The organism is Embleya sp. NPDC001921 (genome assembly GCF_053594475.1).
Map to the genome: position 1 here is coordinate 1 of NZ_JBSFEO010000038.1, position 26,054 is coordinate 26,054.

Sequence of the window (26,054 nt, forward strand, 5' to 3'; positions counted from 1 at the left end):
CCAGGTAGTCCTCGGTCGACCAGCCGTTGCGCACGCAGGTGAGCAGCATCGCGGCGTGCTTGCCCGAGCAGTTCATCGCGATCCGCTCCGGGCCCTTGCCGGCCGCCAGCCACGCGTCGCGCTGCGCCGTACCCAGGGGCAGGTCCGCCACGCACCGCAGCGCGCTCTCCGGCAGGCCCGCCCGGGCCAGGATCCGTCGGGTGCCCTCCAGATGGAACGTCTCGCCGGAGTGGCTCGCGCAGGCGAGCGCGAGCAGCTCGCCGTCCAGGTCGAGCCCGTTGCGCGCCATCGCCAGGCCCTGGAACGGCTTGTTGGTCGAGCGGGGGAACATCGGCGCGTTCACGGCGCCGTGTCCCTCGACCACCGAGCCGTCGGTGCCGGTGAGTACGGCGCTGCCGTGGTGGATCGATTCCAGGAAGCCGTTCCGCCACACGCCGACCAGCGGTATGTGGGCGAATGCGGCCTCGTCGCCGGAGCGGTCGGCCTGGATCACGGGTCCTCCTGGAGGGTCGTACGAGAGTCGAACGGGGGCGGAGCGGGGGTGGAGCGGGGCGGCCACGACGACCCGGAGGTCGAACGCGGGTACGGGATGTCCCCCTCCATGATCCACACGTGCATTCTCGGCCAACCACCGCGCATAATCGAACATATGTACGGCAATGGCGATCGCGACACCCCGGCTTGGGAGCAGCCGGGGCGCTTCAGGCGTGCCGAGGCCGGGAACGGGGCCGAATCCAAGCCCCGCGGGAGGGACGGGATCGCGCCGGCGGGTTGGCCGCGAGGCGTTCGGCCACCCGGTGTACCGGGCTGGGAGCACACGGCGGTCGCCTGGCTGTACGACCTGTGCCCGCCCGGCTATCGAAGCCACGACGTGCTGCGCAAATACCCGTTGATCCTGGCCCGGATGGCCCGCCAGCACGTCGCCGCCGCGCTCGCCGCCGCCCGGCACGGCTACGGCACGGCGCGCGTCGAACTCGCGGGCAGGGTGCCCGTGGCCGCGATGGAGGCGGCGCTGCGCATGTACGAGTACGAGGGCTCGCGGGCGGCGGCCACCGAGCGGGCGGTCCGGCTGGTCGAGGAGGCCCTCGCGGGCGAACGTTGGGAACCTCGGCTGTGACCGCGCCGCGTTCCGCGTCGCGGAGCGGGTGAGCGAGCGAGTGGGCGGGTCCGGCGGCGCCCGACGCCCGACGCCCGTTGCCCGACGCCCGACGCCCGACGTGCACGGGACACCGGACACCGGGCGCCGGCGCGAAAGGGGTGTTTGTAACGTTCCATGCGTTCACCGTGTGCGGAGCTGTGAATAGAGGCCCGATCGTGACGCCTGCGTTCAGGTTTGACTCTTCTACCCGAACGAAGGGCGCAATAGAGTTCAGGACTTGCACACATGAAGTGCGTTCGATGCACCGGGGCGAGGGGATCGCAGATGTCCGACGGCATGACGGGGGCCCGCTTCCAGGAGGCCCAGCCGCCGGGGTCGCACTCGTCCGGGTCCCAGTCCTCGCTGCACCGGGCCAACCTCGATCGGGTCCTGCACGCGGTGCGCATGGCGGGTGCGCTCACCCAGGCCGAGATCGCCAGGAGCACCGGGCTGTCCGCTGCGACGGTGTCGAACATCGTACGGGAGTTGAAGGCCCTCGACATGGTCGAGGTGACCCCCACGTCCTCCGGCGGCCGGCGGGCCCGCAACGTCTCGCTCAGTCGGGCGTCGGGCGTCGTCGTCGGCATCGATTTCGGCCACCGTCACCTGCGCGTGGCGATCGGTGACTTCGCGCACCGCGTGCTCGCCGAGGAGCACGTGCCGATCGATGTCGACTCCTCCGCCGACGAGGGCTTCGCGCTCGCGGACCGCCTGCTCGGCGTGCTGCTGGAGCGCGCAGGCGCGGTCCGGGGCGAGGTCACCGGTGTCGGGCTCGGCGTGCCCGGCCCGATCGACATCGACACCGGCGCGCTCGGCTCGACCACGATCCTGCCGGGCTGGGTGGGCTGCCACCCGCGCGAGGCGATGCAGGCACGCCTGGGCCTGCCGGTCCTGGTCGACAACGACGCCAACCTCGGCGCGCTGGGCGAACTCGTGTGGGGCGCGGGCGTGGGTTGTACCGAGATGGCCTACCTCAAGGTGTCCGGCGGTGTCGGCGCGGGCCTGGTGATCGGCGGCCGGCTGTACCGGGGCCCGGGCGGCACCGCGGGCGAGATCGGTCACATAACGCTGGACGAGTCCGGACCGGTGTGCCGGTGCGGCAACCGGGGCTGCCTGGAGACCTTCACCAACGCCTCCTACCTGCTCGACCTGCTCCGCGGCAGTCACGGCACCGACCTGACCATCCAGCGCATGATCGAGCTCGCCAAGGACGGCGACGCCGGCTGCCGGCGGGTGGTCGCGGACGCCGGCAGGCACGTGGGAGTGGGCGTGGCGAGCCTGACGAACCTGCTCAATCCGCAACGGATCGTCCTCGGCGGGGACCTCGCCGGAGCCGGCGACCTGTTGATCGCGCCGATCGTCGAGTCGGTCGGGCGGTACGCCATTCCCAGCGCCTCACGCCGACTGTCCGTGGTCACCGGGTCGCTCGGCGAGCGCGCCGAGGTGCTCGGCGCGATGGCGATGGTGATGAGCGAGATGTCTCCCTTCGCCGTCGAACGCACACCCGAGGCGCAGATCGCCGGCGTGTCGATGTGAGCCGTTCCGCACGGATGGCCCATCGCGGTACCCCGATGCGAACCATCCGGGTGCACCGCCGCGTCTAGACTCGATGGACGCCTCTCCTGCACGCAGACCCGTGGGGGCGGTGACGGATCTGACGAAGGAGGAACGGGTGGCCCTGCTGGACAGCATTCGAGGACCCCGTGATCTCAAGGCCCTCTCGCCCGAGCAGCTCGCGCAGCTCGCGGACGAGATCCGCACCTTCCTGGTGGAGTCCGTCTCCAAGACCGGTGGTCACCTGGGTCCCAACCTCGGTGTGGTCGAGCTGACGATCGCGATGCACCGGGTGTTCGAGTCGCCGCGCGACAAGATCCTGTTCGACACCGGCCACCAGAGCTACGTGCACAAGATCGTGACCGGCCGCAAGGACGGTTTCGGCGGGCTCCGCCAGGCCGGCGGCCTGTCCGGCTACCCCAGTCGTGCCGAGTCCGAGCACGACGTGATCGAGAACTCGCACGCCTCGACGGTGCTCTCCTGGGCCGACGGCCTCGCCAAGGCGTACCAGGTGCGCGGGCAGACCGATCGGCACGTGGTCGCGGTGATCGGTGACGGCGCGCTGACCGGCGGTATGGCCTGGGAGGCACTGAACAACATCGCGGCGGCCAAGGACCGCCCGGTGATCATCGTGGTCAACGACAACGAGCGCTCGTACGGTCCGACCCAGGGCGGCCTCGCCGACCACCTCGCGACGCTGCGCACCACGCGCGGCTACGAGCGCTTCCTGGAGTGGGGCAAGGGCGTACTCGGCCGCACGCCGGTGGTCGGCGGCCCCGTCTACGACATGCTGCACGGCGCCAAGAAGGGTCTCAAGGACGCGGTCGCGCCGCAGGGGCTGTTCGAGGACCTCGGCCTGAAGTACGTGGGCCCGATCGACGGGCACGACGTCGAGGCCGTGGAGAACGCGCTGCGCCGGGCCCGGGGCTTCGGCGGACCGGTGATCGTGCACGCGATCACCCAGAAGGGCAAGGGCTACGCGCACGCGGTCAACGACGCGGCCGACCAGTTCCACGCGGTCGGGGTGATCAACCCCGAGACCGGCCTGCCGGTGAAGAAGTCGGGCGCGTCGTGGACGTCGGTGTTCGCCGACGAGATGGTCGCCATCGCCGACGAGCGCGAGGACGTCGTCGGCATCACCGCCGCGATGCTGATCCCGGTCGGGCTGCACAAGTTCGCCGCCAAGCACCCGGACCGGGTGTTCGACGTCGGGATCGCCGAGCAGCACGCGGTGACCTCGGCGGCGGGCCTGGCCACCGGCGGCCTGCACCCGGTCGTCGCGGTGTACGCGACCTTCCTCAACCGGGCGTTCGACCAGGTGCTGATGGACGTCGCGCTGCACAAGTGCGGCGTGACCTTCGTGCTCGACCGGGCCGGTGTGACCGGGCCGGACGGGGCCAGCCACAACGGCATGTGGGACATGTCCATCCTCCAGGTCGTGCCGGGCCTGCGGCTCGCCGCACCCCGGGACGCGACGCAGGTGCGCGCCCAACTGCGCGAGGCGATGGAGGTCGACGACGCGCCGACCGTGGTGCGGTTCGGCAAGGGCGCGGTGGGTCCCGACATCGAGGCGATCGGGCGGATCGACGGGATGGACGTGCTGCGCCGTACCGGCCCCGAGCGCAACGGTGGTGGTGAGCGCGGCGACGTGCTGATCGTGACCGTCGGGCAGATGGCCGAGATCGGGGTCGAGGTCGCCGACCGGCTCGCCGACCAGGGCATCGCCGCGACGGTGGTCGACCCGCGCTGGATCAAGCCGGTCCCGGCCGGGCTCGCGCCGCTGGCGGCCCGGCACCGGCTCGTGGTCACGATCGAGGACAACGGCCGTGCCGGTGGCGTCGGTTCGATGATCGCGCAGTCGCTGCGGGACGCGCGGGTGGACGTACCGCTGCGCGACTTCGGCATCCCGCAGGAGTTCCTGGACCACGCGGAGCGTCCGGAGGTGCTGGTCCGGATCGGGCTGAACGCCCAGGACATCTCGCGCCAGGTGGTCGAGGAGATCGCGTCCAAGACGGCGGACGCCGATGCCGAGCAGCACGAGACGACCGCCTGACCCGAGGGCGGCGCGCGCGACGTGACGGCCTCGGGGTCGGGGGTGGGAGCCATGGCTTCCGCTCCCGGCCCCGGGGCCGTTTCGCTTTTCCCGGCTCCCCGCTCCCCGCTCCCCGCTCCCCGCTCCCCGCTCCCCGCTCCCCGCTCCCCGCCTTTCCGCCCTTCCGGCTCCCCGCCTTTCCGCCCTTCCGGCTCCCGGCTCCCGGTCTGCGGGGTGCCCGGCCTTCCCAGGCCGTCCGTCCGGTCCTGCGGTTCGTGGGCCGAACCCGCCCGTCGGTGCCCGGATTCGCGGACTCCCGCGCTTCGAGGAGCGCCGGTCTCGGGCCGGTTTCCGCTTCGATGAGTCGGGATCGAGTTCGAAGATCACCCTGACGCGCCGAAGGACGGTCACCCGAAAACAGGAGTGAAACCCTCGATCATGGCAACGGTCTCCGCCACCAGGAGGTGTTGCCATGGCCAACGCTTTGTTTCGCACCAAGAACATCGAGCAGTCCATCCAGGACACCGATGTCTCCGAAGGGCACGGCCTGCGCCGGGAGTTGTCCGCACTCGACCTGATGGTCTTCGGCGTCGGTGTGGTGGTCGGCACGGGTATCTTCGTGCTGACCGGTACCGCCGCCAAGGACTACGCCGGCCCGGCCGTCGCGTTGTCGTTCGTGCTGGCGGGGTTCGTCTGTGGGCTCGCCGCGCTGTGCTACGCCGAATTCGCGTCCACGGTCCCGGTGGCGGGATCCGCGTACACGTTCTCGTACACCACGCTCGGCGAGTTGCCCGCGTGGATCATCGGCTGGGACCTGATCCTCGAACTCGCGCTCGGCGTCGGGGTGGTCTCGATCGGCTGGTCGGGTTATCTGACCTCGCTGCTCTCGCAGGCGGACATCGAACTGCCGCAGGCGATCACGGCCGCGCCGGGTGACGGCGGGACGGTCAACCTGCCGGCGCTGGTGCTGGTGCTGGGAGTCGCGGCGATCCTGGTGTTCGGCGTCAAGCTCTCGGCGCGGTTCAACCTCGTCATGGTCACCATCAAGATCGCGATCGTGTTGTTGGTGATCTTCGCCGGCCTGTTCTTCATCAAGACCGGCAACTACAACCCCTTCGTGCCCGACTCGCAGCCGTCGGGCTCGGGCAAGGACGGGCTCAAGGCGCCGCTCGTGCAGACTCTGTTCGGGTTCGACCCGCAGATCTACGGGGTGATGGGGATCTTCTCCGGCGCGGCCCTGGTGTTCTTCGCGTACATCGGGTTCGACGTGGTCGCCACCGCCGCCGAGGAGACCCGAAAGCCGCAGCGCGACATGCCGATCGGGATCCTCGGCTCGTTGCTGATCTGCACGATCCTGTACGTCGCGGTGTCGCTGGTGGTGGTCGGGATGCAGCGCTACGACATGCTCTCGTCGTCCGCGCCGTTGGCGGAGGCGTTCCGGTCGGTCGGCAAGGGCTGGATCGCGACCATCATCAGCATCGGCGCGGTGGCCGGTCTGACCACCGTGTGCATGATCCTGATGATGGGTCAGAGCCGGGTCTTCTTCGCGATGAGCCGGGACGGGCTGCTGCCGCCGCTGTTCGCGAAGGTGCACCCCAAGTACGGCACGCCGCACGTGAGCACGATGCTGATCGCGGTGGTGGTCGCGGCGATCGCCGGATTCACCCCGATCCACGAGATCGACGTCATGGTCAACATCGGTACGCTGTTCGCGTTCTTGGTGGTCGCGGCGAGTGTGCTGATCCTGCGCCGGACCAGGCCCGAGTTGCCGCGCGCGTTCCGGGTGCCGTTCGTGCCGTGGCTGCCGATCCTGTCGATGATGGCCACGCTGTGGTTGATGATCAACCTCAGCAGCGAGACGTGGCTGCGGTTCGTGGTGTGGATGGTGGCCGGCTTCGCCGTCTACTTCTTCTACGGGAAGCGGCACAGCCGACTGCGGTGACCGTGGCGGCTTGTGGTCGCGGCCGTTCCTCGACGGTTGTTTCGGTGACGTACGCGGGCCCGGGTCGAATTCGCCCTTCGATCCGGGCCCGCGTACGTCTCATGTGACGGTCGGGATCATCCCCAGAGCTCGTCCGTGTACTTGTCGGTTCCGACCACGGTGGGGATCCACGGGGCGCAGTAGGTGACCCGGCCGATGCCCGAGGCGTCGATCCGCTCGGCCCACTCCTTGAAGGCGTCCCAGCTCTCGCGCGGGTCGCCCTCGAGGAAGTACAGCTGCATGCTGCGGGTCGCCGCGTTCGGGTCGCGCGGTACGAACGCGGGGGCGTCGTCCTTGAGCGGGACGGCGGTCCACGCGGCCACCGACGCGATCGGCGAGCCCTTGAGGAAGTCCGGCAACTGCGCGGTGAACCATGCCTCCAGGTCCTCCTGCGTGGTGCCCTCGGCGCGCTGTACGGCGAGCGAGACCAGGCCCTGGTAGTTGCGGTCCAGGGCGAGTTCCAGCGGGACCGGGTCCTGGTCGCGGTACCAGCGGCTGTCGTGCAGGTACATGCCGGTGTGCGCGTGGATCCGGTGCTGGAAGCCGCGGTCGTTGCCGTAGAGCCAGTTGACCTGGTCGACCGCCCACGCGTTCCACTCGTCGAACTGGCCGTCGTTGATCCAGTAGATCGCGACGTAGGAGCCCGCCTCGATGGCCGGGACGACGTCGGTGTCGGCCGGGAATCGCAACGCCTTGAGGTCGGCGGTGGCCACCCAGCGGCTGCCCGCGAGCATGCCGGGGCCGATCATGCAGCCCGCGTAGTAGTGGTCGCGCTCGTACCAGCGGTTGTAGCTCACCTCGTGGCCGCGCTCGGGGTCCACGGCGGTGAACAGCATGCTGCCCACCCGGATCGGGTATTCCTTGAAGCTCATGGCTGCCTTTCGGGTCGTGCGGTGACACGTGTCGGGCGGGACGGACCCGGCCGGGGACGCCGACCGGGTGGGGATGGTCAGGCCTGCCGGCGGAACCGGGTGGTGCGGTGTTCCGGCTCGGTGTCGAGCTTGGGAATGATGTGCTTCCCGAACAGCTCGATGGTCTTGAGCGTGTTCTCGCGGTTGTCGCAGCCCAGGCCGAGGACGAGTTGGTCCACGCCGACCGCCTCGTAGGCCTTGACCGCGTCCAGTACACCGTCCGGCGCACCGCAGATCAGCGCGCCGGCGTCGGCGGCGAACTCGACCAGTTCGGGAGTCAGGTCGGGCATCAACTCGGGCCAGTACGGGATGCCCTCCGGGTGCGGGAACGTGTCGTGGTAGCGGAAGACGTTGCTGGTCAGGTACATCGGCCGGGCCGCGACCGCGTTGGCGACCGCCTGTTCGCGGGTCTCGGCGACGAAGCCGGTACTGACCGCGAGTACGTTGTCGTTGACGAAGTCGGCGATCGGTTCGGCGTTGCCGATCTCGCGCTTGTAGCCGGCCACGAGCTTCTCGGCGCTCGCCGGGTCGCCGATCGAAAAGCCCAGTACGCCCAGGCCCATTCGGGCGGCCATCGCGTACGAGGGCGGGCTGCCGGCGGCGTACCACATGGCCGGGTGCGACTTGCCGTACGGCTTGGGCAGGATCTTGCGCGGCGGGAGTTGCCAGTAGGCGCCGTCGTAGCCCTCGTAGGTGTCCTGGAGGAACATCTTCGGGAACTCGCGGATCACGTCCTCCCAGATCGCCTTCGTCTCGGACATGTCCTCGATGCCGGGCAGGAAGCCGAGGATCTCGTGGCTGCCGGCGCCGCGGCCGGTGCCGAACTCGAAGCGGCCCTTGGTGAGGTGGTCGAGCATCGTGACCCGTTCGGCGACCTTGGCCGGGTGGTTGACCTGGGGGAGCGGGTTGAAGATGCCGGAGCCGATGTGGATCCGCTCGGTCGCGTGCGCGAGGTAGCCGCACATGACGTCGTTGGCGGACAGGTGCGAGTACTCGTCGAGGAAGTGGTGCTCGCTCAGCCAGACGTACTTGAAGCCGGCCCGGTCGGCGGCGATCGCGAAGTCCATGTCGTTCATCAGGGCTTCGTGTTCGGCGTCGGGGTTTCCCTCCCGCCGGAACGAGGGGTTGTAGCCCTGAAGAAAGATGCCGAATTCCATTGCACTCCCAATTCCGCGGTCGGGTCGGGTCGGGCGGGATGGTCGGTCGGGTCCGGTGGGCGGTCGGTCTGACGGGCGGTGCGTACGCGCGGGCGCTTCGGGGTGGTCGCGAGCGGGGTCGGCGGGTGCGGGTGCGGGCCGGGTCCGGGCCGGCGGGCGCGGGTGGGTCAGGGGGTGAAGGTGCCGTCCGGGCGGCGGACCCAGCCGGAGGCGGCCATGGTGCCGCCGTCGACGTGCAGGGTGGTGCCGGTGACGAAGCGGGCCAGGTCGCCGGCGAGGAAGACGATCGGGGCGGCGCAGTCGTCGGGGGTGCCGAGGCCGAGGGGGACCTTGGCGGCGTAGTCGTAGGCGCCCTCGTCGGTCTCGAAGGTCTCCGCGAGGCCGGCGTCGCCGGGGGTGGGGATCGCGTCGGGGGCGACGCAGTTGACCCGGATGCGGCGGTGCGAGAGTTCGAGGGCGAGCGATTTGGTGAGCTGCTCGACCGCGGCCTTCATCGCGGCGTACACCGCGAAGCCGGGCGCGGCGCGGAACGCCTCGATGCTGGTGACGTTGACGATCGAGCCGCCCTCGCGCATGAGTGGGGTGCCGTGCCGGATCACGTGCGTGACGGAGGTGAAGTTCTCGTCGACGAGTGCGGTCTGGCCCTTGGGGCGGACCTCCAGGAACGGCGACCAGAACCCGCCGCCGGCGTTGTTGACGAGGATGTCCAGCGGGCCGAGCGTGGTGTGCGCCTCGCGGAGGAAGTGCTCGACGCCGTCGCCGTCGCGGACGTCGAGTTCGGCCGCGAACGCGCGGCGCCCGGTGGCCTCGATCGCCTTCGCGGTCTCCTGGAGGCCGACAGGCTCGCGGTCGCAGATGGCGACGTCGGCGCCGAACCTGGCGAGCGCGACGGCCGTCGCCGCGCCGATTCCCCGGGCGGCACCGGTGACCACGGCGACGCGATCGGTGAGCAGGGCGGCGGAAGGGTCGAGCAGCACGAGGGCACCTCACTGTGGATCGCGTACGTTGTCGCCTCGGCGCGGGGCCGCCGTTGCGGGCGTGCTCTGCGCTGGGGTCACCATGCCACCTGACGACCCGTCACCTGAAGGGAGACGGCTGTCTTTTTCCGGCTCGACGCGCCGGTGTCCACGCAGGTCCGCAGGAGATCTGACGCTCTGTCAGTAAAAGTGGCGGACATCACCGATCGGGGACGGGCGTGGAACGGCGTGGCGTGCGGGGCGCGCGGGCGCGGGAGGAGTATCCGGACGCCGGGTGCGAGCGGATTGCCTGTGTGCGTGTGCGTGCGGATGCGGGTGCGGTGTCGGGTTGGGTGGTGCGGGTGCGGGTGCGGGTGCGGGTGCGGGTGCGGGTGACGGTGCGCTCGGTGGCCCCGTTCGGGGGTGGGTGTTCCCGGCGATTTGGGGGTTCGCATGGATTGTCCGAAATCCATGCGAAGGGGCTGCGGCGCTCACTACGCTCTGCGACGTGGCGCTATCTCCCGATTCCTGCGGCATCGTGGCCGACTTCGGCACGTGGCTCGCGCGAGCGGGCCGACCGGCCCGGGACGCGGAGCGGATGATCGACGTCCTGGGCACGCTGCTCGACCTGCGGGTGGCCTGTCTGCGGCTCGACGACCACACCCGCTGGCGCGCCGGCGACCTGAACGCGTTGCTGGAGACCCTGGTGCCCGCGCACGTCGCGCTGCCCCGTGACGACACCGTCGGACTCGTCGTGCCCGCGTTACGGCTGTTTCTGGAGTTCCTGCGCGAGCGCGGGCCCCTGCATCCGGACAGCGACCGGCTCGACCCGATGTTCGCGGTGTTGGATCGGCACGAGGGCGAACTCCCGGCCCGGATGGCCGATTCGACCTGCTGGGGATCGGCGAAGAAGTTGTTCGTGGCGGGCTATGCGACCGGCCCGGGCCGAGGCAGGGCGTTGCCGGCGGTGCGGTTGCCGGACGAGCGCGAGCTGGCTCGGGCCGCGTCGACGGCGCCCTCGTTCGCCGCCGCGCTCACCCTCGCCCGCTGGGTCGGTCGCGGCCGGCCGGTCACCGCGACCGGGGTCCTGCGCCTGGCCCCCGCGGCCGAGGCCGCGCTGCTGCTGGGCATCGACGAACCGGTCGCGGGCGTCCGCAGCGCGCGTGACGTGGAGCCGTTGCACCACGTCTGGTCGATCGCGTGCGCTGCGGGCCTGATCGAGGTCGGCCGTACGGTCGCGACCGCCGGCGCGCTCGCCCGGGCGCTTGCGGTCGGTCGCCCCCGCGACGTACTGGGCGTGTGGTCGAGCCTGTGGGAGGGCGTCGCGGTCGGCGAGGCCACCGGGCGACCGGCGGTGCGCCGCGCCGGGCACGTGCTGCGCGGGGGTGACGTGATCCGCGAGTTGTTGCGGGAGCTGTACGACCACGCGGGCCGATGGGTGCCGATGGGCGGGCTGTTCGAACTGCTCTCGTATACGCCCGACGGCCGGCCGCGGTCGCCATCGGTGGCCGATCCGGCGCTGTTCACCGGTCTGACGCTGGCTCATCAGATGGACGACCTGCGCGCGTTCGGCGTCCTGGAGATCCGTGAGCTCGTCGGCGGTGGGGCGCCGTTCATGGCGGTGCGGCTGACTCCGCTGGGGCTGTACGGGCTGCGCACCCGCTTCCTGGAGCTGGGTGTGCCCGCGCCGCTCACCGGCCCGGGTGGCGGTCCGACCGAGCCCGCGCTGCCGCCGCTGTACGTGCCACCCACCTCCGAGTGCGCGCTGGCCGCGCGGATGTCGCCGCTGCTCGCGCAGGCCGCCGCGCTCGCGGAGTACGTGGCGGAGCACGGGCCGTTGCCGGTCACCCACGAGGAGGTACTCGCGGACGGGGTCGCGCGCCGGGCCATGGCCGAACTCGGCATCCGCGCGCAGCCGCCCCGCCCCGCCGCCGCCCCGCCCCGTACCGCGCGGGGCGAGCACGCCCTGCACCGGCGTTGGACGCTCGCCCTGGGCACCGGCCTGCTGGTCCTGGCCGACGGCGCGGTGCACGTCGCGGACGGCCTGCGGGTGTGGCGCGAGGGCGGCGACCGCGAGCTGATCGCGCTCGCGGCGCGCGCGATGGTGGTGGTGGCCGAGGACAACGCGACGTTCGGCGAGGCCCACGAGCGGCGCTGGGACGTCCCCGAGGGGCTCGCCGCGTCGCTGTTCACCGGCCTGGTCCAGCTCGGCGGTCCGCTGCCGGTGTCGCTGTTCGTCGGTCTGGCGGTGCGCCGCGACCTCGACCACGTGGTGCGCACGTTGCCCGCCGAGCCGCCGGCCGACGACGAGGCGTTCGCGCTCGGCAGGATCCTGGACGCGCCCGACCTGGTCCGGGAACTGGGGCGGCTGTGTGGTGCGGGTGCGGGCGCGGGCGCGACCGACCCGAGTTCGCGGGCACCTGCGGCCGACGGGTATCCGCCGGCGACCGACTCGCGCACGCCTGCGCCTGCGCCCGCGCCCGCGAGCGACTCGTCCTCGCCTGCGACCGACCCGTCTGCGCTTGCGCCCGCGACCGAGTCGTGCGCATCCGCGATCGACGCGCCTGCGACCGACCCGCGCGCGCCCGCGATCGACGCGCCTGCGCCCGCGAGTGACGCGCCTGCGACCGACCCGCCTGCGCCCGCGATCGACGCGCCTGCGACCGACCCGCCTGCGCTTGCGCCCGCGACCGACCCGCGCGCACCCGCGACCGACCCGCACGTGCCCGGGCCCGTGCCCGCGACCCCACCCCCGATCGCGGATCGCACGTCCGCCGAGTTGCTCGGTCGGGTTCGGGCCGGTGTGATCCTGCTCGCCGATCGGCTGGCGGCGCTCGGCATCGTTCGGCGGACCGCCGAGGGCATCACGTTGACCGGCCTCGGTGGCACGCTCGTGCACCGGATGTTCCGCGAGCAGGGGCTGCCGGTCGCCACCGTCGACGACTACACCGCGGCGTCGGGCGGCCGGCTGCTCGGTGCGATGGGGGCGTGGCCGCGGCCGGTGGCCACGCGTACGTTCGCGAGCTGGATCGCGTGCCGGCCGGTCGACGCCGCGCTGTCCGAACTGTGCGCGGTCGCGGGCGCGGCCGGCCCCACCGAGCGGCTCATGCTCTTCGCCCACGTGGGTGACGCAAACCTCCCCGAGGCCGCCGTCGAACGCGCCCTCGCCGAGGCCGCCGCCGACCCCACCCTCGCCCCGCACGTATGGAACTGGCGCCTGACCCACGACCGCGACGTGCCGCCCGCGACGCTGCGCACCCTGGCCTGGCTCACCGCGGACAACGCCGCCGCGGCGCTGCTCGGCCGGCACGAGGCCGCCGTACTGGGCCTGCTCACCGAGGTGACCGGCAGTCAGGGCCCGGGCGCCGACGTGGTGTTCGGCGAACTCGCGACGATGGGCCACCCGTGCGCCGAGGACGTGCTGCGCTTCGCCGAGGCCGCCCACCCCGACCCCGACGTGGCCAAGGCCGCCCGCCGGGCCCTGCACCGACTGCGCTGAGCGCTCACGGCCGCCACAGTTCGCCGGGGGCCGGCTCCGGCCACGGGATGTCGGCGCGGACCGCGGCGAACAGTTCCTTGCAGCGTTTGTCGTCGAGCAGGACCACGCTCTGGCCACCGCCGCGTTCGCCGAATCCGGCGACCGGCGCGGTGCGGAACGCCAGGTCGGACTCGCTGATGCCCTTGAGGTCGGTGGCCAGGTCGAGCAGCGCCTTGAAGTTCAGGTCGTCGTCGACGGTCAGCGACCTGGTCAGCGACTGCAGCAGGTTCTCGGTCCGCAGCGGGCTGGCGAGTACGCCCTCCGCGGTGACCTTCTCCGCGATCGCGCCCAGGAGTTGCTGCTGGCGCGCGACGCGGTCGAGGTCGCCCCGTTCGAGCCCGTACCGCTGCCGCACGAACTTGAGCGCCTCGTTGCCGTCCAGCTTGGCCTCGCCCTTGTCGGCGTCCACCGTCACCCCGCCGAGCGCGTCGACCATGCCCTTGAAGCCGCCGAAGTCCACCGCCGCGTAGTGGTCGATGCGGACCCCCGTCAGGTTCTCGACGGTGGCCACGAGCAGCGCCGGCCCGCCCCACGAGAACGCCGCGTTCAGCTTGGCCTCGCCGCGCCCGGGGATCGACACCCACGAGTCGCGTGGCAGCGAGATCGCCGAGATCGACGCCCGACCGGCGGGCAGGTGCAGGAGCATCATGGTGTCGCTGCGCCGGCCCTCCAGCGCCTCGGGATCGGCACCGGCCGCCGCCGCGTCCATCCCGACGAGCAGGATGTTCAGCGCCCGCCCGGCGGCGGGATCGGCCGCCGGCCGCGGCCCCGCGGCGGGGATGCTCGACCGATCGAAGACCCCGTCGATGCGCTTGATGTTGGAGTTCAGCGAGTAGAGCAGCCAGGCCGTACAGCCACCGATCACGAACAGTGACAGGGTGAGCAGCGTGACCAGTCCCACGACTGCCTTGCGGCGGCGTGACCAAGGCTTGCGCTCGGGTGTCGGGTCCGGTTCGACTTCCTCGTCCGTCCCGCTGACCTCGGCCGACTCGTCCGTCGCACCCAGCGCATCCGTCATGCGCAGAAGCTAGTCGAACGACTGTGGGCAACGGCGGTCGAATCCGAAAATCAGTGCGAAGACGAGATCGACTTCGGTACGTGGTCGAGGGCGGTCCGTCGGTGGGCCTTGGGCTCCGAGCACGGCCGCACCGCCCCGATCGGGTCGGGTGGTGTGGCGGCGTCGGCACAATGGCGGGCATGAACGATGTGATGCGGGCCGTCTCGGCGAGCGAGTTGGAGCGGCTTCGGGAGATCGAGGTGGCGGCCGGGGTGGGCTTCGCGGCGGTGGGGATGCCGGAGATCGCGGCGGACGAACCGCCTTCCGTCGAGGAGTTGCACGCGTATCGGGTCGCCGGCCGGTGTCTGGTGGTCGGCGAACCGGCGCTGGCCTACGTGATCTGGGATCTCGTGGACGGCGCCGCGCACATCGAGCAGGTGTCGGTGCATCCCGACGGGGCGCGGCGCGGGCTGGGGCGGGCACTGATCGATCGGGTGCAGGCGGACACCGGGCTCGCGTCGACCCTGACCACGTTCCGGGACGTGCCGTGGAACGCGCCGTATTACGCGCGGATCGGATTCCGGGTGCTCGACCAGGGCGAGGTGACACCGGGCCTGGCCGCGATCCGGGCACACGAGGCGGCCATGGGGCTGGACCGGTGGCCTCGGGTGTGCATGCGACGGCCCCTCACGGAGTCGCGACCCTAGGACCGCGATCCGCCCCGACCCGGACTCGGCCGCCGGGCCCACAGGCCGCCCGTTCACCAGGCAGCCCATCCGTCCATCGCCCATCCACCGACCACCCGACCACCCGACCACCCGACCACCGGGCATGCGAAAGGGGGCGACTCGCACACCGGAGCCGCCCCCTTCCCACGTCGCGAAGCGTTACCGCTCACTCGGCGCGAAGCACCACCGCTCGCACGCCGCGAACCACTATCGCTCGCTCAACGCGAAGCACGACCGCGAATACGACCGCGACGCACGACCCGACGACCGCGACGCACCACCCGAAGGCGACCGCCACGCACCACCGCGACGCACCACCGCTCCTCCCGCACCACGAGTACTACCGCGGCACCGAAGCCACGCCCGCCGGGAGGAAGCGCTTGCCGAGGGTTTTCTCGCTGACGCCGGCGCGGTCCAGGTACGGCGTGATGCCGCCCAGGTGGAAGGGCCAACCGGCGCCGGTGATCATGCACAGGTCGATGTCCTGCGGGGCGGCGACGACGCCCTCTTCGAGCATGCGGTTGATCTCGTCGGCCAGGGCCGCCAACGCGCGGTCGCGGACCTGCTCCTCCGTGGAGGGGGAGTCGCCCACCTGCAGCAGCGCGGCGACCTCGGGGTCGACCTCCTGGGCGCCCGAGGCCCAGGTCAGGAAGGAGCGCTTCCCGGCCTTGACCACCCGCTCGAGGTTGGGCGAGACGCCGAAGCGGTCCGGGAAGGCCGTGTGCAGGGTCTCGCCGACGTGCGCGGCGATCGCCGGGCCGACGAGTTCGAGCAGGACCATCGGGGACATCGGCAGGCCCAGCGGGGCCAGCGCGTTGTCGGCGATCTCGATCGGGGTGCCCTCGTCCACCGCGGCCAGCACCTCGCCCAGGAAGCGGGTGAGGATGCGGTTGACCACGAACGCCGGGGCGTCCTTGACCAGGACCGAGGTCTTCTTGAGCTGCTTGGAGACGGCGAAGGCGGTGGCGAGCGCACCGTCGTCGGTCTGCTCCGCGCGCACGATCTCCAGGAGCGGCAGGACCGCGACCGGGTTGAAGAAGTGGAAGCCCACGACCCGCTCGGGGTGCGCCAGCTTCGAGGCCATCTCGGTGATCGACAACGACGAGGTGTTGGTGGCCAGGATGCAGGTCGGCGAGACCACGGCCTCGACCTCGGCGAACACCTGCTGCTTGACCGACATCTCCTCGAACACGGCCTCGATCACGAAGTCGGCGTCCGCGAACGCGTCCTTGGTCAGCGAGCCGGTCACCAGCGCCTTGAGCCGGTTCGCGGCGTCCGCCGAGATCCGCTTCTTGAGCAGCAGCTTGTCGACCTCGGCGTGCACGTAGCCGACGCCCTTGTCCACCCGCTCCTGATCGATGTCGGTCAGCACGACCGGCACCCGCAGGCGACGCGCGAACAGCAGCGCGAGCTGCGAGGCCATCAGCCCGGCGCCGACCACGCCGACCTTGGTGACCGGGCGCGCGAGCTGCCGGTCGGGGGCGCCGGCCGGGCGCTTGGCGCGCTTTTGGATCAGGTTGAACGAGTACAGCCCCGCGCGCAGTTCGTCGCCCATGATCAGGTCGGCGAGCGCGTCGTCCTCGGCGTCGAAGCCGGCCTGGAGGGAGGCGACGTCGCCGAACCGGGCCGAACGCGCGGCGTCGATGATCTCCAGCGCGCGATACGGCGCGGGGGAGGCTCCGTGCACCTTCGAGTCGGCGATCTCGCGACCTCGGGCGACCGCCGCGTCCCAACCGGCGCCGCGGTCGATCTCCGGCCGCTCGACCACGATCTCGCCGGAGACGACCTTGCCCGCCCACACCAGCGACTGGGCCAGGAAGTCGGCCGAGTCCACCAGCGCGTCCGCGATCCCGAGCTTGAACGCCTTGGGGCCGTTGAGCTGCCGGTTCTGGTTCAGCGCGTTCTCGATGATCACGGTGACCGCGTTGTCCGGGCCGACCAGGTTCGGCAGCAGTACGCAGCCGCCCCAGCCGGGGACCAGACCCAGGAAGCACTCGGGCAGCGAGAAGGCCGGCACCGCGGTGGAGATGGTGCGGTACGTGCAGGCCAGACCGATCTCGACGCCGCCGCCCATCGCCGCGCCGTTGTAGAACGCGAACGTGGGCACCGACAGCGTGGTCAGCCGCTTGAAGGTGTCGTGGCCGGCCTTGCCGATGGCGTGCGCGTGCTCGCGCAGGCCGACCTTCTCGACGCCCTTGAGGTCGGCGCCGACCGCGAAGATGAACGGCTTGCCGGTCACGCCCGCCGCGACGATCTCGCCCGCCGCCGCCAATGCCTCGACCTTGTCGATCGCACCGTTCAACTCGCCCAGACCGGCCGGGCCGAACGTGTTCGGCTTGGTGTGGTCGAAGCCGTTGTCGATCGTGATCAGCGCGAACCTGCCCGCGCCGCCCGGGAGATCGAGCACGCGTACGGGGAAGTGCGAGACCAGCTCGTCCGGGAAGACCTCGGCGGCCAGTCGGGTCAGGTCGCTCACTTGTCGTTCCCCTCGGAGTTCGCGGTGTTCGCGGTCCAGTTCGGGTTCTCCCAGATGACGGTGCCGCCCATGCCGAGCCCGATGCACATCGAGGTCAGGCCGTAGCGGACCTCGGGGTGCTCCTCGAACTGGCGCGCGAGCTGCGTCATCAGGCGCACGCCGGACGAGGCGAGCGGGTGGCCGAAGGCGATCGCGCCGCCGTACTTGTTCACGCGCGGGTCGTCGTCGGCGATCTTGTAGTGGTCCAGGAAGGACAACACCTGGACCGCGAACGCCTCGTTCAGCTCGAACAGGCCGATGTCCTCGATGGTGAGGCCGGCGCGCTCCAGCGCCTTCTCGGTGGCCGGGACCGGGCCGATGCCCATCACCTCGGGCTCGACGCCGGCGAAGGCGAACTGCACGAGCCGCATCTTGATCGGCAGGCCCAGCTCGCGCGCGGCGTCCTCGGAGGCGAGCAGACACGCGGTCGCGCCGTCGTTGAGGCCGGCCGCGTTGCCCGCGGTGACCCGGCCGTGCGGACGGAACGGGGTCTTCAGCGCGCCGAGGCCCTCGAGCGTGGTGCGCGGGCGCATCGGCTCGTCCACGCTCGACAGGCCCCAGCCCTGCTCGACCGAGCGGGCCGCGACCGGCACCAGGTCCGGCTGGATCTTGTTGTCGGCGTACGCCTTGGCGGCCTTCTCCTGGCTGCCGACGGCGAACTTGTCCGCGCGCTCCTTGGTGAGCTGCGGGAAGCGGTCGTGGATGTTCTCCGCGGTGTTGCCCATGACCAGCGCGGACGGGTCCACGAGCTGCTCGGAGATGATCCGCGGGTTCGGGTCGGCGCCCTCGCCCATGGGGTGGCGGCCCATGTGCTCGACACCGCCCGCGACCACGACGTCGTAGGCGCCGAACGCGATGCCGCCGGCGGCCGTGGTGACCGCGGTCATCGCGCCCGCGCACATGCGGTCGATCGAGTAGCCGGGCACCTCACGCGGCAGACCCGCGAGCAGCGCCGCGGTGCGGCCGATGGTCAGGCCCTGGTCGCCGATCTGCGTGGTGGCCGCGATGGCGACCTCGTCCACGCGGGCCGGCGGCAGCGACGGGTTGCGGCGCATCAGCTCACGGATACACGCGATGACGAGGTCGTCGGCTCGCGTCTCGTGGTAGATGCCCTTGGGGCCGGCCTTGCCGAAGGGGGTACGGACGCCGTCTACGAACACGACGTCCCGGACGTTACGAGGCACGAGCGCACACTCCTCCTGCGATGGGTACGGGCCCCATGCTACTCATGAGTAACCAATGGTCCTAGCCCTCGGCTCCATTCCGGTCACCGACGTGTCACGCCGGCCGTCCCGTCCGGGGCGTCGCGGGCCGTCGCGGGCCGCGCCGCGAGCGGGATCCGGCCGTGTGGCCAGGGGTGGGGGTCGGGCCGAGCGGCAGTCGCGCGGGCGACGTGACGTGATCCACTTTCGCCGGCGCGGGCCTTTACCCCGACTTGACTGTGTGGGTGCATTCGGCTGACAAAATAAGCCAAGCCTAGGCTTGGTTAGCCTTGCCTAATAACTGCCTTCCATCAGTATTTGAACGTCCGTTTTGTGTATGCGTGTTCGGCTCGGTGGTCCCGCCGCGGCCGGTCCGACGCATTCCCACGCAGTCCCTGTGCCGGGCCTCGACCCGTCTTCGCTCTGTCTCGTCCCCGGGAGAGTCCATGTCTGTCGTCCGTCGCCGCCCCGCCGCCCGCGTGCTGGGTACCGGACTGTTGCTCGCGCTCCCGCTCGCACTCACCGCGTGCGGCGGTGACGACTCCTCCTCCGGCGACGCGGTCAAGGTCACCGCGAAGGACAAGTCGTGCGACGTCGCGAAGAAGGACTGGCCGGCGGGCAAGAACAGCATCAAGGTGACCAACAAGGGCAGCCAGGTCACCGAGCTCTACGTCTACGCGCAGGGCGACCGGATCGTCACCGAGCGGGAGAACATCGGCCCCGGCACGTCGGCGACGCTGACCTTCGAGATCAAGGCCGGCAAGTACGAGGTCGCCTGCAAGCCGGGCATGAAGGGCGACGGAATCCGGCAGACGATCACGGTCGCCGGTACCCCCGCCGACAAGCCGGTCGATCCGCGACTCGCCACGGCCGTCGCGCACTACCGCGCGTTCACCACCGAGACGGTGGACCGGATGTTGCCGATCGCCACCGAGTTCGTGAACGCGGTCAAGGCCGGCGACGTGGCCAAGGCCAAGGACCTCTACCCGAAGTCGCGCCTGGGCTGGGAGACCATCGAGCCGGTGGCGGAGAGCTTCGGTGACCTCGACCCGCAGATGGACGCCCGCGAGGCGGACCTGGAGCCGGGGCAGGAGTGGTCCGGCTGGCACCGGATCGAGAAGACGTTGTGGACGACCGGGCAGATCACCGACCAGGACAAGGGCTACGCCGACCGTCTGCTGGCCGACCTCAAGACGCTGCAGTCGAAGGTCGGTACGGCCGAGATCACCCCGACCTCGATCGCCAACGGTGCCAAGGAACTGCTCGACGAGGTGGCGACCGGCAAGGTCACCGGTGAGGAAGAGGCGTTCAGCCACACCGACCTGTGGGACTTCGTGGGCAACGTGGACGGCGCGAAGAAGGCGTTCGACCTGCTCAAGCCGTTCGTGGCGGAGAAGGACGCGGCGCTGGCCGGCACCCTCGACGGCGAGTTCGCCAAGATCCAGGGCCTGCTCTTCAAGTACAAGCAGGGCGAGGGCTACGTCTCCTACGACACCGTCGACGAGGCCAAGCGCAAGGAACTGTCGGACGCGGTCAACGCGCTCGGCGAGCCGCTGTCGAAGCTGGCCGGCGTCGTCGCCTAGCCCGAACCGGCCGGCCGTACGAAGCCGGCCGGCCGTACCCGAAGCGGCCGGCCGCGCCGAAACGGCGGGCGTAGCGAAACGTATGGCCGTACCGAAAACGTCCGCTCGCAACACGTCCGGCCGCGGCACGACGTCCGGTCGCAACAAACGTCCATAGGGAGGGCCCATGACCGAGATCGAGCACGGTACCGAGACGGTCGAGCCGTCGGGTGACGGTTTCAGTCGACGGGCCCTGCTGGGCTGGACCGGCGGCGCGCTCGTGGTCGGTGCCGCGACGGCCGGCGGGGTGGCCACCGCGGTCACCGGGATCGACGACACGTCGGCCGCCGAACCGCTGGGCGCGGTGGACTTCCACGGCGTCAACCAGGCGGGCATCGCCACCCCGGTCCAGGACCGTCTGCACTTCTGCGTGTTCGACGTGATCACCGACGACCGCGCCAAGCTGGTCCGGATGCTCCGGCAGTGGACCGCCGCCGCGGCCGCGATGACCGCCGGGAAGGCGATCGGGACCGGCGCGGACAGCGGCGTCCCCGAGTCGCCGCCGGACGACACCGGCGAGGCGGTCGGGTTGCCGCCGAACAACCTCACGCTCACCGTCGGGTTCGGGCCCTCGCTGTTCACCAAGGACGGCAAGGACCGGTTCGGGATCGCCGCGAGGAAGCCCGAGGCACTCGCCGAACTGCCCGTGTTCCCCGGCGACAAGCTCGACCCGCAGCGCTCCGGCGGCGACATCGCCGTGCAGGCCTGCTCGGACGATCCGCAGGTGGCGGTGCACGCGATCCGCAACCTGGCCAGGATCGGCTTCGGCGTGGTGTCGGTGCGCTGGTCCCAGTTGGGCTTCGGCAAGACCTCCTCGACCACGCCCGAGGCGATGACGCCGCGCAACCTGTTCGGCTTCAAGGACGGCACCCGCAACATCGCCGGCACCGAGACCGACCGACTGCGCGAGCACGTGTGGGTGCCGGCCGGCGAGGGTCCGGACTGGATGAGCGGCGGGTCCTACCTGGTCGCCCGCCGGATCCGGATGCACATCGAGACCTGGGACCGGACCTCGCTCCAGGAGCAGCAGGACATCATCGGCCGGTCCAAGGGCGTCGGCGCGCCGCACGGCGCGACCGGCGAACACGACGTGGTCCCGCTCAAGGCGCTGCCGGAGAACTCGCACGTACGGCTGTCGCACCCCGACTCCAACAACGGCGCGACCATCCTGCGCCGCGGCTACTCGTTCGTGGACGGCTCGGACGGGCTCGGCCGGCTCGAGGCGGGCCTGTTCTTCCTGGCCTACCAGCGCGACCCGCGTAAGGGCTTCATCCCACTCCAGCAGCACCTCGCGGCCAACGACACGATGAACGAGTACATCCAGCACGTGGGTTCGGCCCTGTTCGCGTGTCCCGGCGGGGTGCGCGGCGCGGGCGACCACTGGGGGAAGGCGCTGTTCGGCTGACGCGCGGCGGCCGTGCCACGCCACCGCGCGCGGTACGTGTCCCGGCTTGCCACGCCGTCCTGTGGGCGTTGGCGCGAAGGGCCCGATCCGAGGTGCGGATCGGGCCCTTCGCGGTGGTGCGGCCGATGCTCAGGCGGTGGCCGGGGTCTCCCGGGCGGCCGCCGGTGTCCTGCTCCTGCCGTCGCCCTTGGGGAGGAAGAGGAACAGGGCCATCACGGGGACCAGATACGCGAGCCAGACGGTGATCTGCAGGACGGTGGGGTCGGGCTGGAAGTTGAGGATGCCCTTGAGGAGGGTGCCGTACCAGCTGTCCGGGGGGACGGTGTCGGTGATGTCGAAGGCGCGGTTGTTGAGGCCGGGGACGAAGTCGGCCTCCTGGAGGTCGTGGACGCCGTAGGCGAGGACGCCGGCGGCGACGACGACGAGGCCGGCGCCGGTCCAGAGGAAGAATTTCGCGAGGTTGATCCGGACGGCGCCGGCGTAGAAGAGGTAGCCCAGGACGACGGCGGTGGCCAGACCGAGGGCGACGCCGATCATCGGGTCGGTGTTCTCGCCGGTGGAGCGCGCGGTGCCCCACACGATCACCGCGGTCTCCAGGCCCTCGCGGCCCACGGACAGGAACGCGGTGGTCACCAGTGCGCCGGTGCCCATCGCGAGCGCCTGGTCGAGCCGACCCTGCAACTGCGCCTTGAGCGCGTGCGAGGTGCGCCGCATCCAGAAGATCATCCAGGTGACCAGCAGCACCGCGAGGATCGACAACGACCCGCCGAACAACTCCTGCTGCTTGAACGTCATCTCGGCCGAGGTCAGCTCCAGCGTGGCCTCGAGCCCGACGCTCAGCGCCACGGCGGCGCCGACCCCGAGCCAGACCGCGGGCAGCGCGTCCCGGCGTTCGCTCTTGACGAGATAGGCGATCAGGATGCTGACCACGAGAGCCGCCTCCAGGCCCTCGCGCAGGCCAATCAGATAGTTGGCGAACACAGGCCACTCCACCGGCTCGAACAAATGTTGAAATTTAGGCGAGGCTAACCAAACCACCAGGCGGATCCGGCGTCAATGCGGGCAAAGCAAAGCCCCGGTAAGGGTGTCGAAACACACCCGGGCGGCGGGCCGACGCCGGGCGAGGCTCGACGCCGGGCGCGCACCGGGCGGGGCGCGCCCGGTGCGGCCGTACAGCGGCAGCCGTCAGGCGCTCGTGCCGTTGGCGGCGTGCGCGGCCAGTCGCAGGAACGCGCCGGACAGCGCGTGCGCGGTCAGGCCGATCTGCCAGGACCGGGCACCGAACGCGCGCAGTGCGTCGCCGACCGCGTCGGCGGTGGGGGCCGCGGGCGGGGCCCAGGCGAGCCGGCGCACGTAGTCCGGCGCGAGCAGGTTCTCGGTGGGCAGCGTGTGCTCGTCCGCGATGGCCGCCACGGCCGTCTTGGCGGCGGTCAGGCGCTCCGCGGCGGCCGGGTCCTTGTCCGTCCACGCCCGGGCCGGCGGCGGGCCCTCGTGCGGCAACGTGGACATCGGCAGTTCGATCTCGGGCAGCGCCCGGGCCTGCTCGATCGCGGCCAGCCACACCCCGGCCTGACGCCGGCTGTCGCGACCGGTGAAGCCGGGCAGCGCGAGCAGCGCGGCCACCGAGGCGGGTCCGGCGAGCGCGGCCTCGACGATCGCGCCGTCCGGGATGACCCGACCCGGCGAGACGTCCTTCTGGCGTGCGATGGCGTCCCGCGCCAGCCACAGCGAGCGCACGATCGCGAGCTGTCGGCGCCGCCGCACGCGGTGCAGCCCGGACGTGCGCCGCCACGGGTCCACCCGAGGCGCCGGCGGCGGCGCGGCGGCGATCGCGGCGAACTCCTGCAGGGCCCAGTCCAGCTTGCCCTGCTCGGTCAGGACGGCCTCGAGCTCGTCGCGCAGCTCGATCAGCACCTCGACGTCCAGCGCCGCGTAACGCAGCCACGGCTCGGGCAGCGGGCGGGTGGACCAGTCCACCGCCGAGTGCCCCTTCTCCAGCGAGAAGCCGAGCACGGTCTCGACCATCGCGCCCAGTCCCACCCGGGGGAAGGCGGCCAACCGGCCGGCCAGCTCGGTGTCGAAGATCCGTCGCGGCACCATGCCGACCTCGGCCAGGCACGGCAGATCCTGGGAGGCCGCGTGCAGGACCCATTCGGCGTCGACGATGGCCGCGCCCAACTCGGACAGGTCCGGACACGCCGCGGGGTCGACCAGGGCGCTGCCCGCGCCGGCTCGACGCAGTTGGATCAGATACGCGCGTTGTCCGTAGCGATAGCCCGACGCCCGTTCGGCGTCGACGGCGACCGGTCCCGCTCCGGCGGCGAAGGCGGCGACGGTCTCGGCGAGCGCCCGCGGATCCGCCACGACCGGCGGCACGCCCTCACGAGGTGCCAGTAGAGGGACCGGCGCCGGGGGGACCGGCGCCGGAAGTTCGGATGAGGTTTCGAAGGAGGCGTCGGTCACCCCACCAAAATAACCCGCCCGTCCACCCGATCGGGCAGGTCCCCGCCAAGGTGGGCGCGCCACGGGGGGTGTACGGCGGGTGGAAACCGCACAAAATCAGCCGGCGCGAAATATCCGGGACGTGCCGGGGCGCCGGAATCGGCCCGCCGACCCGGAGGCGGCACCGCACGCCTCGGGAGCGGCGCCACATCTCTCGGGGGCGGGACGGCGGCCTCGGGAGCGGCGCCACATCTCTCGGAGGCGGGACGGCGGCCTCGGGGGCGGCACCACATGCCGAATCCCGGCGGGTGGGTCCACCCGCCGGGATTGGCCTGTACCTGATGAGGTGTCCTGATGCTCGCCGACCTGCGTCAGCTGATGATGCCCGCCCGCAACGCGAGGGCCACCATGCCGGCACGGTCGCCCGTGCCCATCTTGCGGGCGATGCGGGCGAGATGGCTCTTGACCGTCAGCGCCGACAGGCCCATCGCCTGGCCGATCGCCTTGTTGGACCGGCCCTCCGCGACGAGGCGCAGGACCTCGATCTCGCGCGCCGAAAGCTCCCGGACGCCGGAGCCGGGCTCCGTCCCGCGCTGTTCCGACGGACGCATGCGGTTTGCCTGGGGCATCCCGTGGTGCATTCCCGCTTGCCGTGCGTGTCCAGGGTTCAGTCCCGCTCGCGCGCCGGTCACGACGTAGCCCCGAACGCCCGCGGCAAGCGCGGAACGGACGGCACCGATGTCGTCGGCTGCGGAGAGTGCCAAGCCGTTCGGCCAACCGGACGCGCGCATCTCGGTGAGAAGCGTGAGTCCGGAGCCGTCCGGCAGGTGCACGTCGGCGACACACAGGTCGCGCGGCGTGCCGGCACGGGATCGAGCCTCGGCGATGGTCGACGCCCCGACGACGTCGCGTACACCGAGGGCCCACAGGTGGCGGATGACCGCGTCACGAACCCGGGGGTCCGCGACGACAACCATTGCCGTGGGCTTGGAAGGACGGTAGGCAAGCAGGTTTGCAGGGTGATCGAGAAGTACCGACACCGGGCCTCCTGCGCAGTGATCGCGATTCCCGAAGAAGCGGCCCGACCAGCTACTCCTTCGGGGTGGTCACCCTGTCCTTCGGCACATATGGCGCTCGCCTTTAGAGGAAGATCCAAATCCGTTATGCGACGTTGACCCGGGTGTGTGACCGCGAGGTCTCGTGGTGCGGACCCGGCGTGTCAGGAACCGGGCCGCGAGGGCCGGCGCGGTATGGCCACGACCCCCTCGCCGGAAACCACCGGCGGCAAACCCGCGCACGTGCACATGAGTTCGGTCCACGCCAGCAGGTGCGGCAACAGCTCGTCGTCGGCCGGCGTCCAGGACGCCCGTACCTCGATCTCGGTGCGGGCGATCTGCCCGGAGAGCCCGCCGAAGCCCTGCGACGTACTGCGGCTGACGGTGCCGCTGGGGGCCCGATAGGCGGCGCCGACGGCGTGCAGCGACTCGGTCAGCCAGGTCCAGCCGACCTCGGGCAGCAGCGGGTCCATGGCCAGCTCGGGTTCGAGTTCGGCGCGCGTCATGGTGACCACGCGGAACGTTCCCTCCCATGCCTCGTGGCCCGCCGGGTCGTGCAGCAGCACGATCCGCCCGCCCGCCAGTTCGTCCTCGTCCTCGCCCAGGGCCACCTCGGCCGCGAACGCCGCGGAGAAGGGGGCCAGGCCGCGCGGCCGGGACATCTCCTCCAGGACGATCTCCGGGCGCAGGATCGCGGTCCGCCAGCCGGCCAGCGCCTGCCGGAACTCCTCGGGCTCCTCGGTCTCGCCGACTGCTGCCATGCCTGGCAGCCTAGGCCGCGCCGGGGTCGCCAGGCCCGGGCGACGCGCCGGGCGGGGGTG

At 71.4% G+C, this 26,054-nt stretch carries 19 protein-coding genes; 8 read left to right on the forward strand and 11 right to left on the reverse strand.

Annotated features, from left to right (window positions below):
- Positions 1 to 493 (reverse strand): asparaginase (locus ACWCPW_RS35530; protein ID WP_449765696.1); only part of this gene is annotated, 493 nt, incomplete at its 3' end.
- Between the two features lie 156 nt (positions 494 to 649).
- Here ACWCPW_RS35530 and ACWCPW_RS35535 point away from each other — a divergent pair.
- The 4 genes from ACWCPW_RS35535 (at position 650) to ACWCPW_RS35550 (ending at position 6,666) form a co-directional block, all read left to right on the forward strand.
- Complete coding sequence (locus ACWCPW_RS35535; protein ID WP_406298907.1) at positions 650 to 1,117, forward strand: hypothetical protein; 468 nt, start codon at positions 650 to 652, stop codon at positions 1,115 to 1,117.
- 426 nt (positions 1,118 to 1,543) lie between these two features.
- Entirely contained in the window at positions 1,544 to 2,674 is a 1,131-nt protein-coding gene (locus ACWCPW_RS35540) for an ROK family transcriptional regulator (protein WP_449765787.1), read from the forward strand.
- Between the two features lie 136 nt (positions 2,675 to 2,810).
- Positions 2,811 to 4,745, forward strand: coding sequence for a 1-deoxy-D-xylulose-5-phosphate synthase (dxs, locus tag ACWCPW_RS35545; RefSeq protein ID WP_449765788.1), 1,935 nt, complete (start codon positions 2,811 to 2,813; stop codon positions 4,743 to 4,745).
- A 451-nt stretch (positions 4,746 to 5,196) separates the two neighbouring features.
- Positions 5,197 to 6,666, forward strand: a complete 1,470-nt coding sequence (locus tag ACWCPW_RS35550; protein ID WP_449765697.1) for an amino acid permease — start codon at positions 5,197 to 5,199, stop codon at positions 6,664 to 6,666.
- A gap of 116 nt (positions 6,667 to 6,782) precedes the next feature.
- On the opposite strand, the gene ACWCPW_RS35555 is transcribed toward ACWCPW_RS35550, so the two are convergent.
- The 3 genes from ACWCPW_RS35555 to ACWCPW_RS35565 all read right to left on the reverse strand — a co-directional run bounded on the left by ACWCPW_RS35555 (position 6,783) and on the right by ACWCPW_RS35565 (position 9,750).
- Entirely contained in the window at positions 6,783 to 7,577 is a 795-nt protein-coding gene (locus ACWCPW_RS35555) for a hypothetical protein (RefSeq protein WP_395859796.1), read from the reverse strand.
- A gap of 77 nt (positions 7,578 to 7,654) precedes the next feature.
- Positions 7,655 to 8,773 carry an LLM class flavin-dependent oxidoreductase gene (locus ACWCPW_RS35560; protein WP_406298909.1) on the reverse strand — a complete coding sequence of 373 codons (1,119 nt, stop codon included), beginning with the start codon at positions 8,771 to 8,773 and terminating at the stop codon, positions 7,655 to 7,657.
- Between the two features lie 167 nt (positions 8,774 to 8,940).
- Positions 8,941 to 9,750, reverse strand: a complete 810-nt coding sequence (locus ACWCPW_RS35565) for an SDR family NAD(P)-dependent oxidoreductase (protein ID WP_449765698.1) — start codon at positions 9,748 to 9,750, stop codon at positions 8,941 to 8,943.
- A gap of 487 nt (positions 9,751 to 10,237) precedes the next feature.
- Between ACWCPW_RS35565 and ACWCPW_RS35570 the strand changes: the two genes are divergently transcribed.
- A complete protein-coding gene (locus ACWCPW_RS35570) occupies positions 10,238 to 13,228 on the forward strand; it encodes a hypothetical protein (protein ID WP_449765699.1) in 2,991 nt (996 codons plus the stop codon).
- 4 nt (positions 13,229 to 13,232) lie between these two features.
- On the opposite strand, the gene ACWCPW_RS35575 is transcribed toward ACWCPW_RS35570, so the two are convergent.
- Positions 13,233 to 14,285, reverse strand: coding sequence for an LCP family protein (locus tag ACWCPW_RS35575; RefSeq protein ID WP_449765700.1), 1,053 nt, complete (start codon positions 14,283 to 14,285; stop codon positions 13,233 to 13,235).
- Positions 14,286 to 14,464: 179 nt separating this feature from the next.
- Here ACWCPW_RS35575 and ACWCPW_RS35580 point away from each other — a divergent pair, with 179 nt between their 5' ends.
- The gene (locus tag ACWCPW_RS35580) at positions 14,465 to 14,971 is read left to right on the forward strand and encodes a GNAT family N-acetyltransferase (RefSeq protein ID WP_449765701.1); all 507 of its coding nucleotides are present in this window, start codon (positions 14,465 to 14,467) and stop codon (positions 14,969 to 14,971) included.
- Between the two features lie 361 nt (positions 14,972 to 15,332).
- On the opposite strand, the gene ACWCPW_RS35585 is transcribed toward ACWCPW_RS35580, so the two are convergent.
- Positions 15,333 to 17,468 carry a 3-hydroxyacyl-CoA dehydrogenase NAD-binding domain-containing protein gene (locus tag ACWCPW_RS35585; RefSeq protein ID WP_449765702.1) on the reverse strand — a complete coding sequence of 712 codons (2,136 nt, stop codon included), beginning with the start codon at positions 17,466 to 17,468 and terminating at the stop codon, positions 15,333 to 15,335.
- Positions 17,465 to 18,691 carry a thiolase family protein gene (locus ACWCPW_RS35590; protein WP_449765703.1) on the reverse strand — a complete coding sequence of 409 codons (1,227 nt, stop codon included), beginning with the start codon at positions 18,689 to 18,691 and terminating at the stop codon, positions 17,465 to 17,467. Before ACWCPW_RS35590 ends, ACWCPW_RS35585 begins: the two co-directional genes overlap by 4 nt.
- 464 nt (positions 18,692 to 19,155) lie before the next feature.
- Here ACWCPW_RS35590 and efeO point away from each other — a divergent pair, with 464 nt between their 5' ends.
- The gene (gene efeO / locus ACWCPW_RS35595) at positions 19,156 to 20,292 is read left to right on the forward strand and encodes an iron uptake system protein EfeO (RefSeq protein ID WP_449765704.1); all 1,137 of its coding nucleotides are present in this window, start codon (positions 19,156 to 19,158) and stop codon (positions 20,290 to 20,292) included.
- A gap of 166 nt (positions 20,293 to 20,458) precedes the next feature.
- Entirely contained in the window at positions 20,459 to 21,736 is a 1,278-nt protein-coding gene (efeB, locus tag ACWCPW_RS35600) for an iron uptake transporter deferrochelatase/peroxidase subunit (protein WP_449765705.1), read from the forward strand.
- A 129-nt stretch (positions 21,737 to 21,865) separates the two neighbouring features.
- Here the strand turns inward: efeB and efeU are convergent, their stop codons facing one another.
- The 4 genes from efeU to ACWCPW_RS35620 form a co-directional block, all read right to left on the reverse strand.
- Positions 21,866 to 22,717, reverse strand: coding sequence for an iron uptake transporter permease EfeU (gene efeU, locus ACWCPW_RS35605; RefSeq protein WP_449765706.1), 852 nt, complete (start codon positions 22,715 to 22,717; stop codon positions 21,866 to 21,868).
- Between the two features lie 204 nt (positions 22,718 to 22,921).
- Positions 22,922 to 24,199, reverse strand: a complete 1,278-nt coding sequence (locus tag ACWCPW_RS35610) for an HRDC domain-containing protein (protein ID WP_449765707.1) — start codon at positions 24,197 to 24,199, stop codon at positions 22,922 to 22,924.
- Between the two features lie 350 nt (positions 24,200 to 24,549).
- Positions 24,550 to 25,218 (reverse strand): response regulator transcription factor, encoded by a 669-nt coding sequence (locus ACWCPW_RS35615; RefSeq protein WP_078974877.1) that lies wholly within the window; start codon positions 25,216 to 25,218, stop codon positions 24,550 to 24,552.
- Positions 25,219 to 25,397: 179 nt separating this feature from the next.
- A complete protein-coding gene (locus ACWCPW_RS35620) occupies positions 25,398 to 25,994 on the reverse strand; it encodes a DUF3000 domain-containing protein (RefSeq protein WP_395859780.1) in 597 nt (198 codons plus the stop codon).
- Positions 25,995 to 26,054 lie beyond the last annotated feature (60 nt).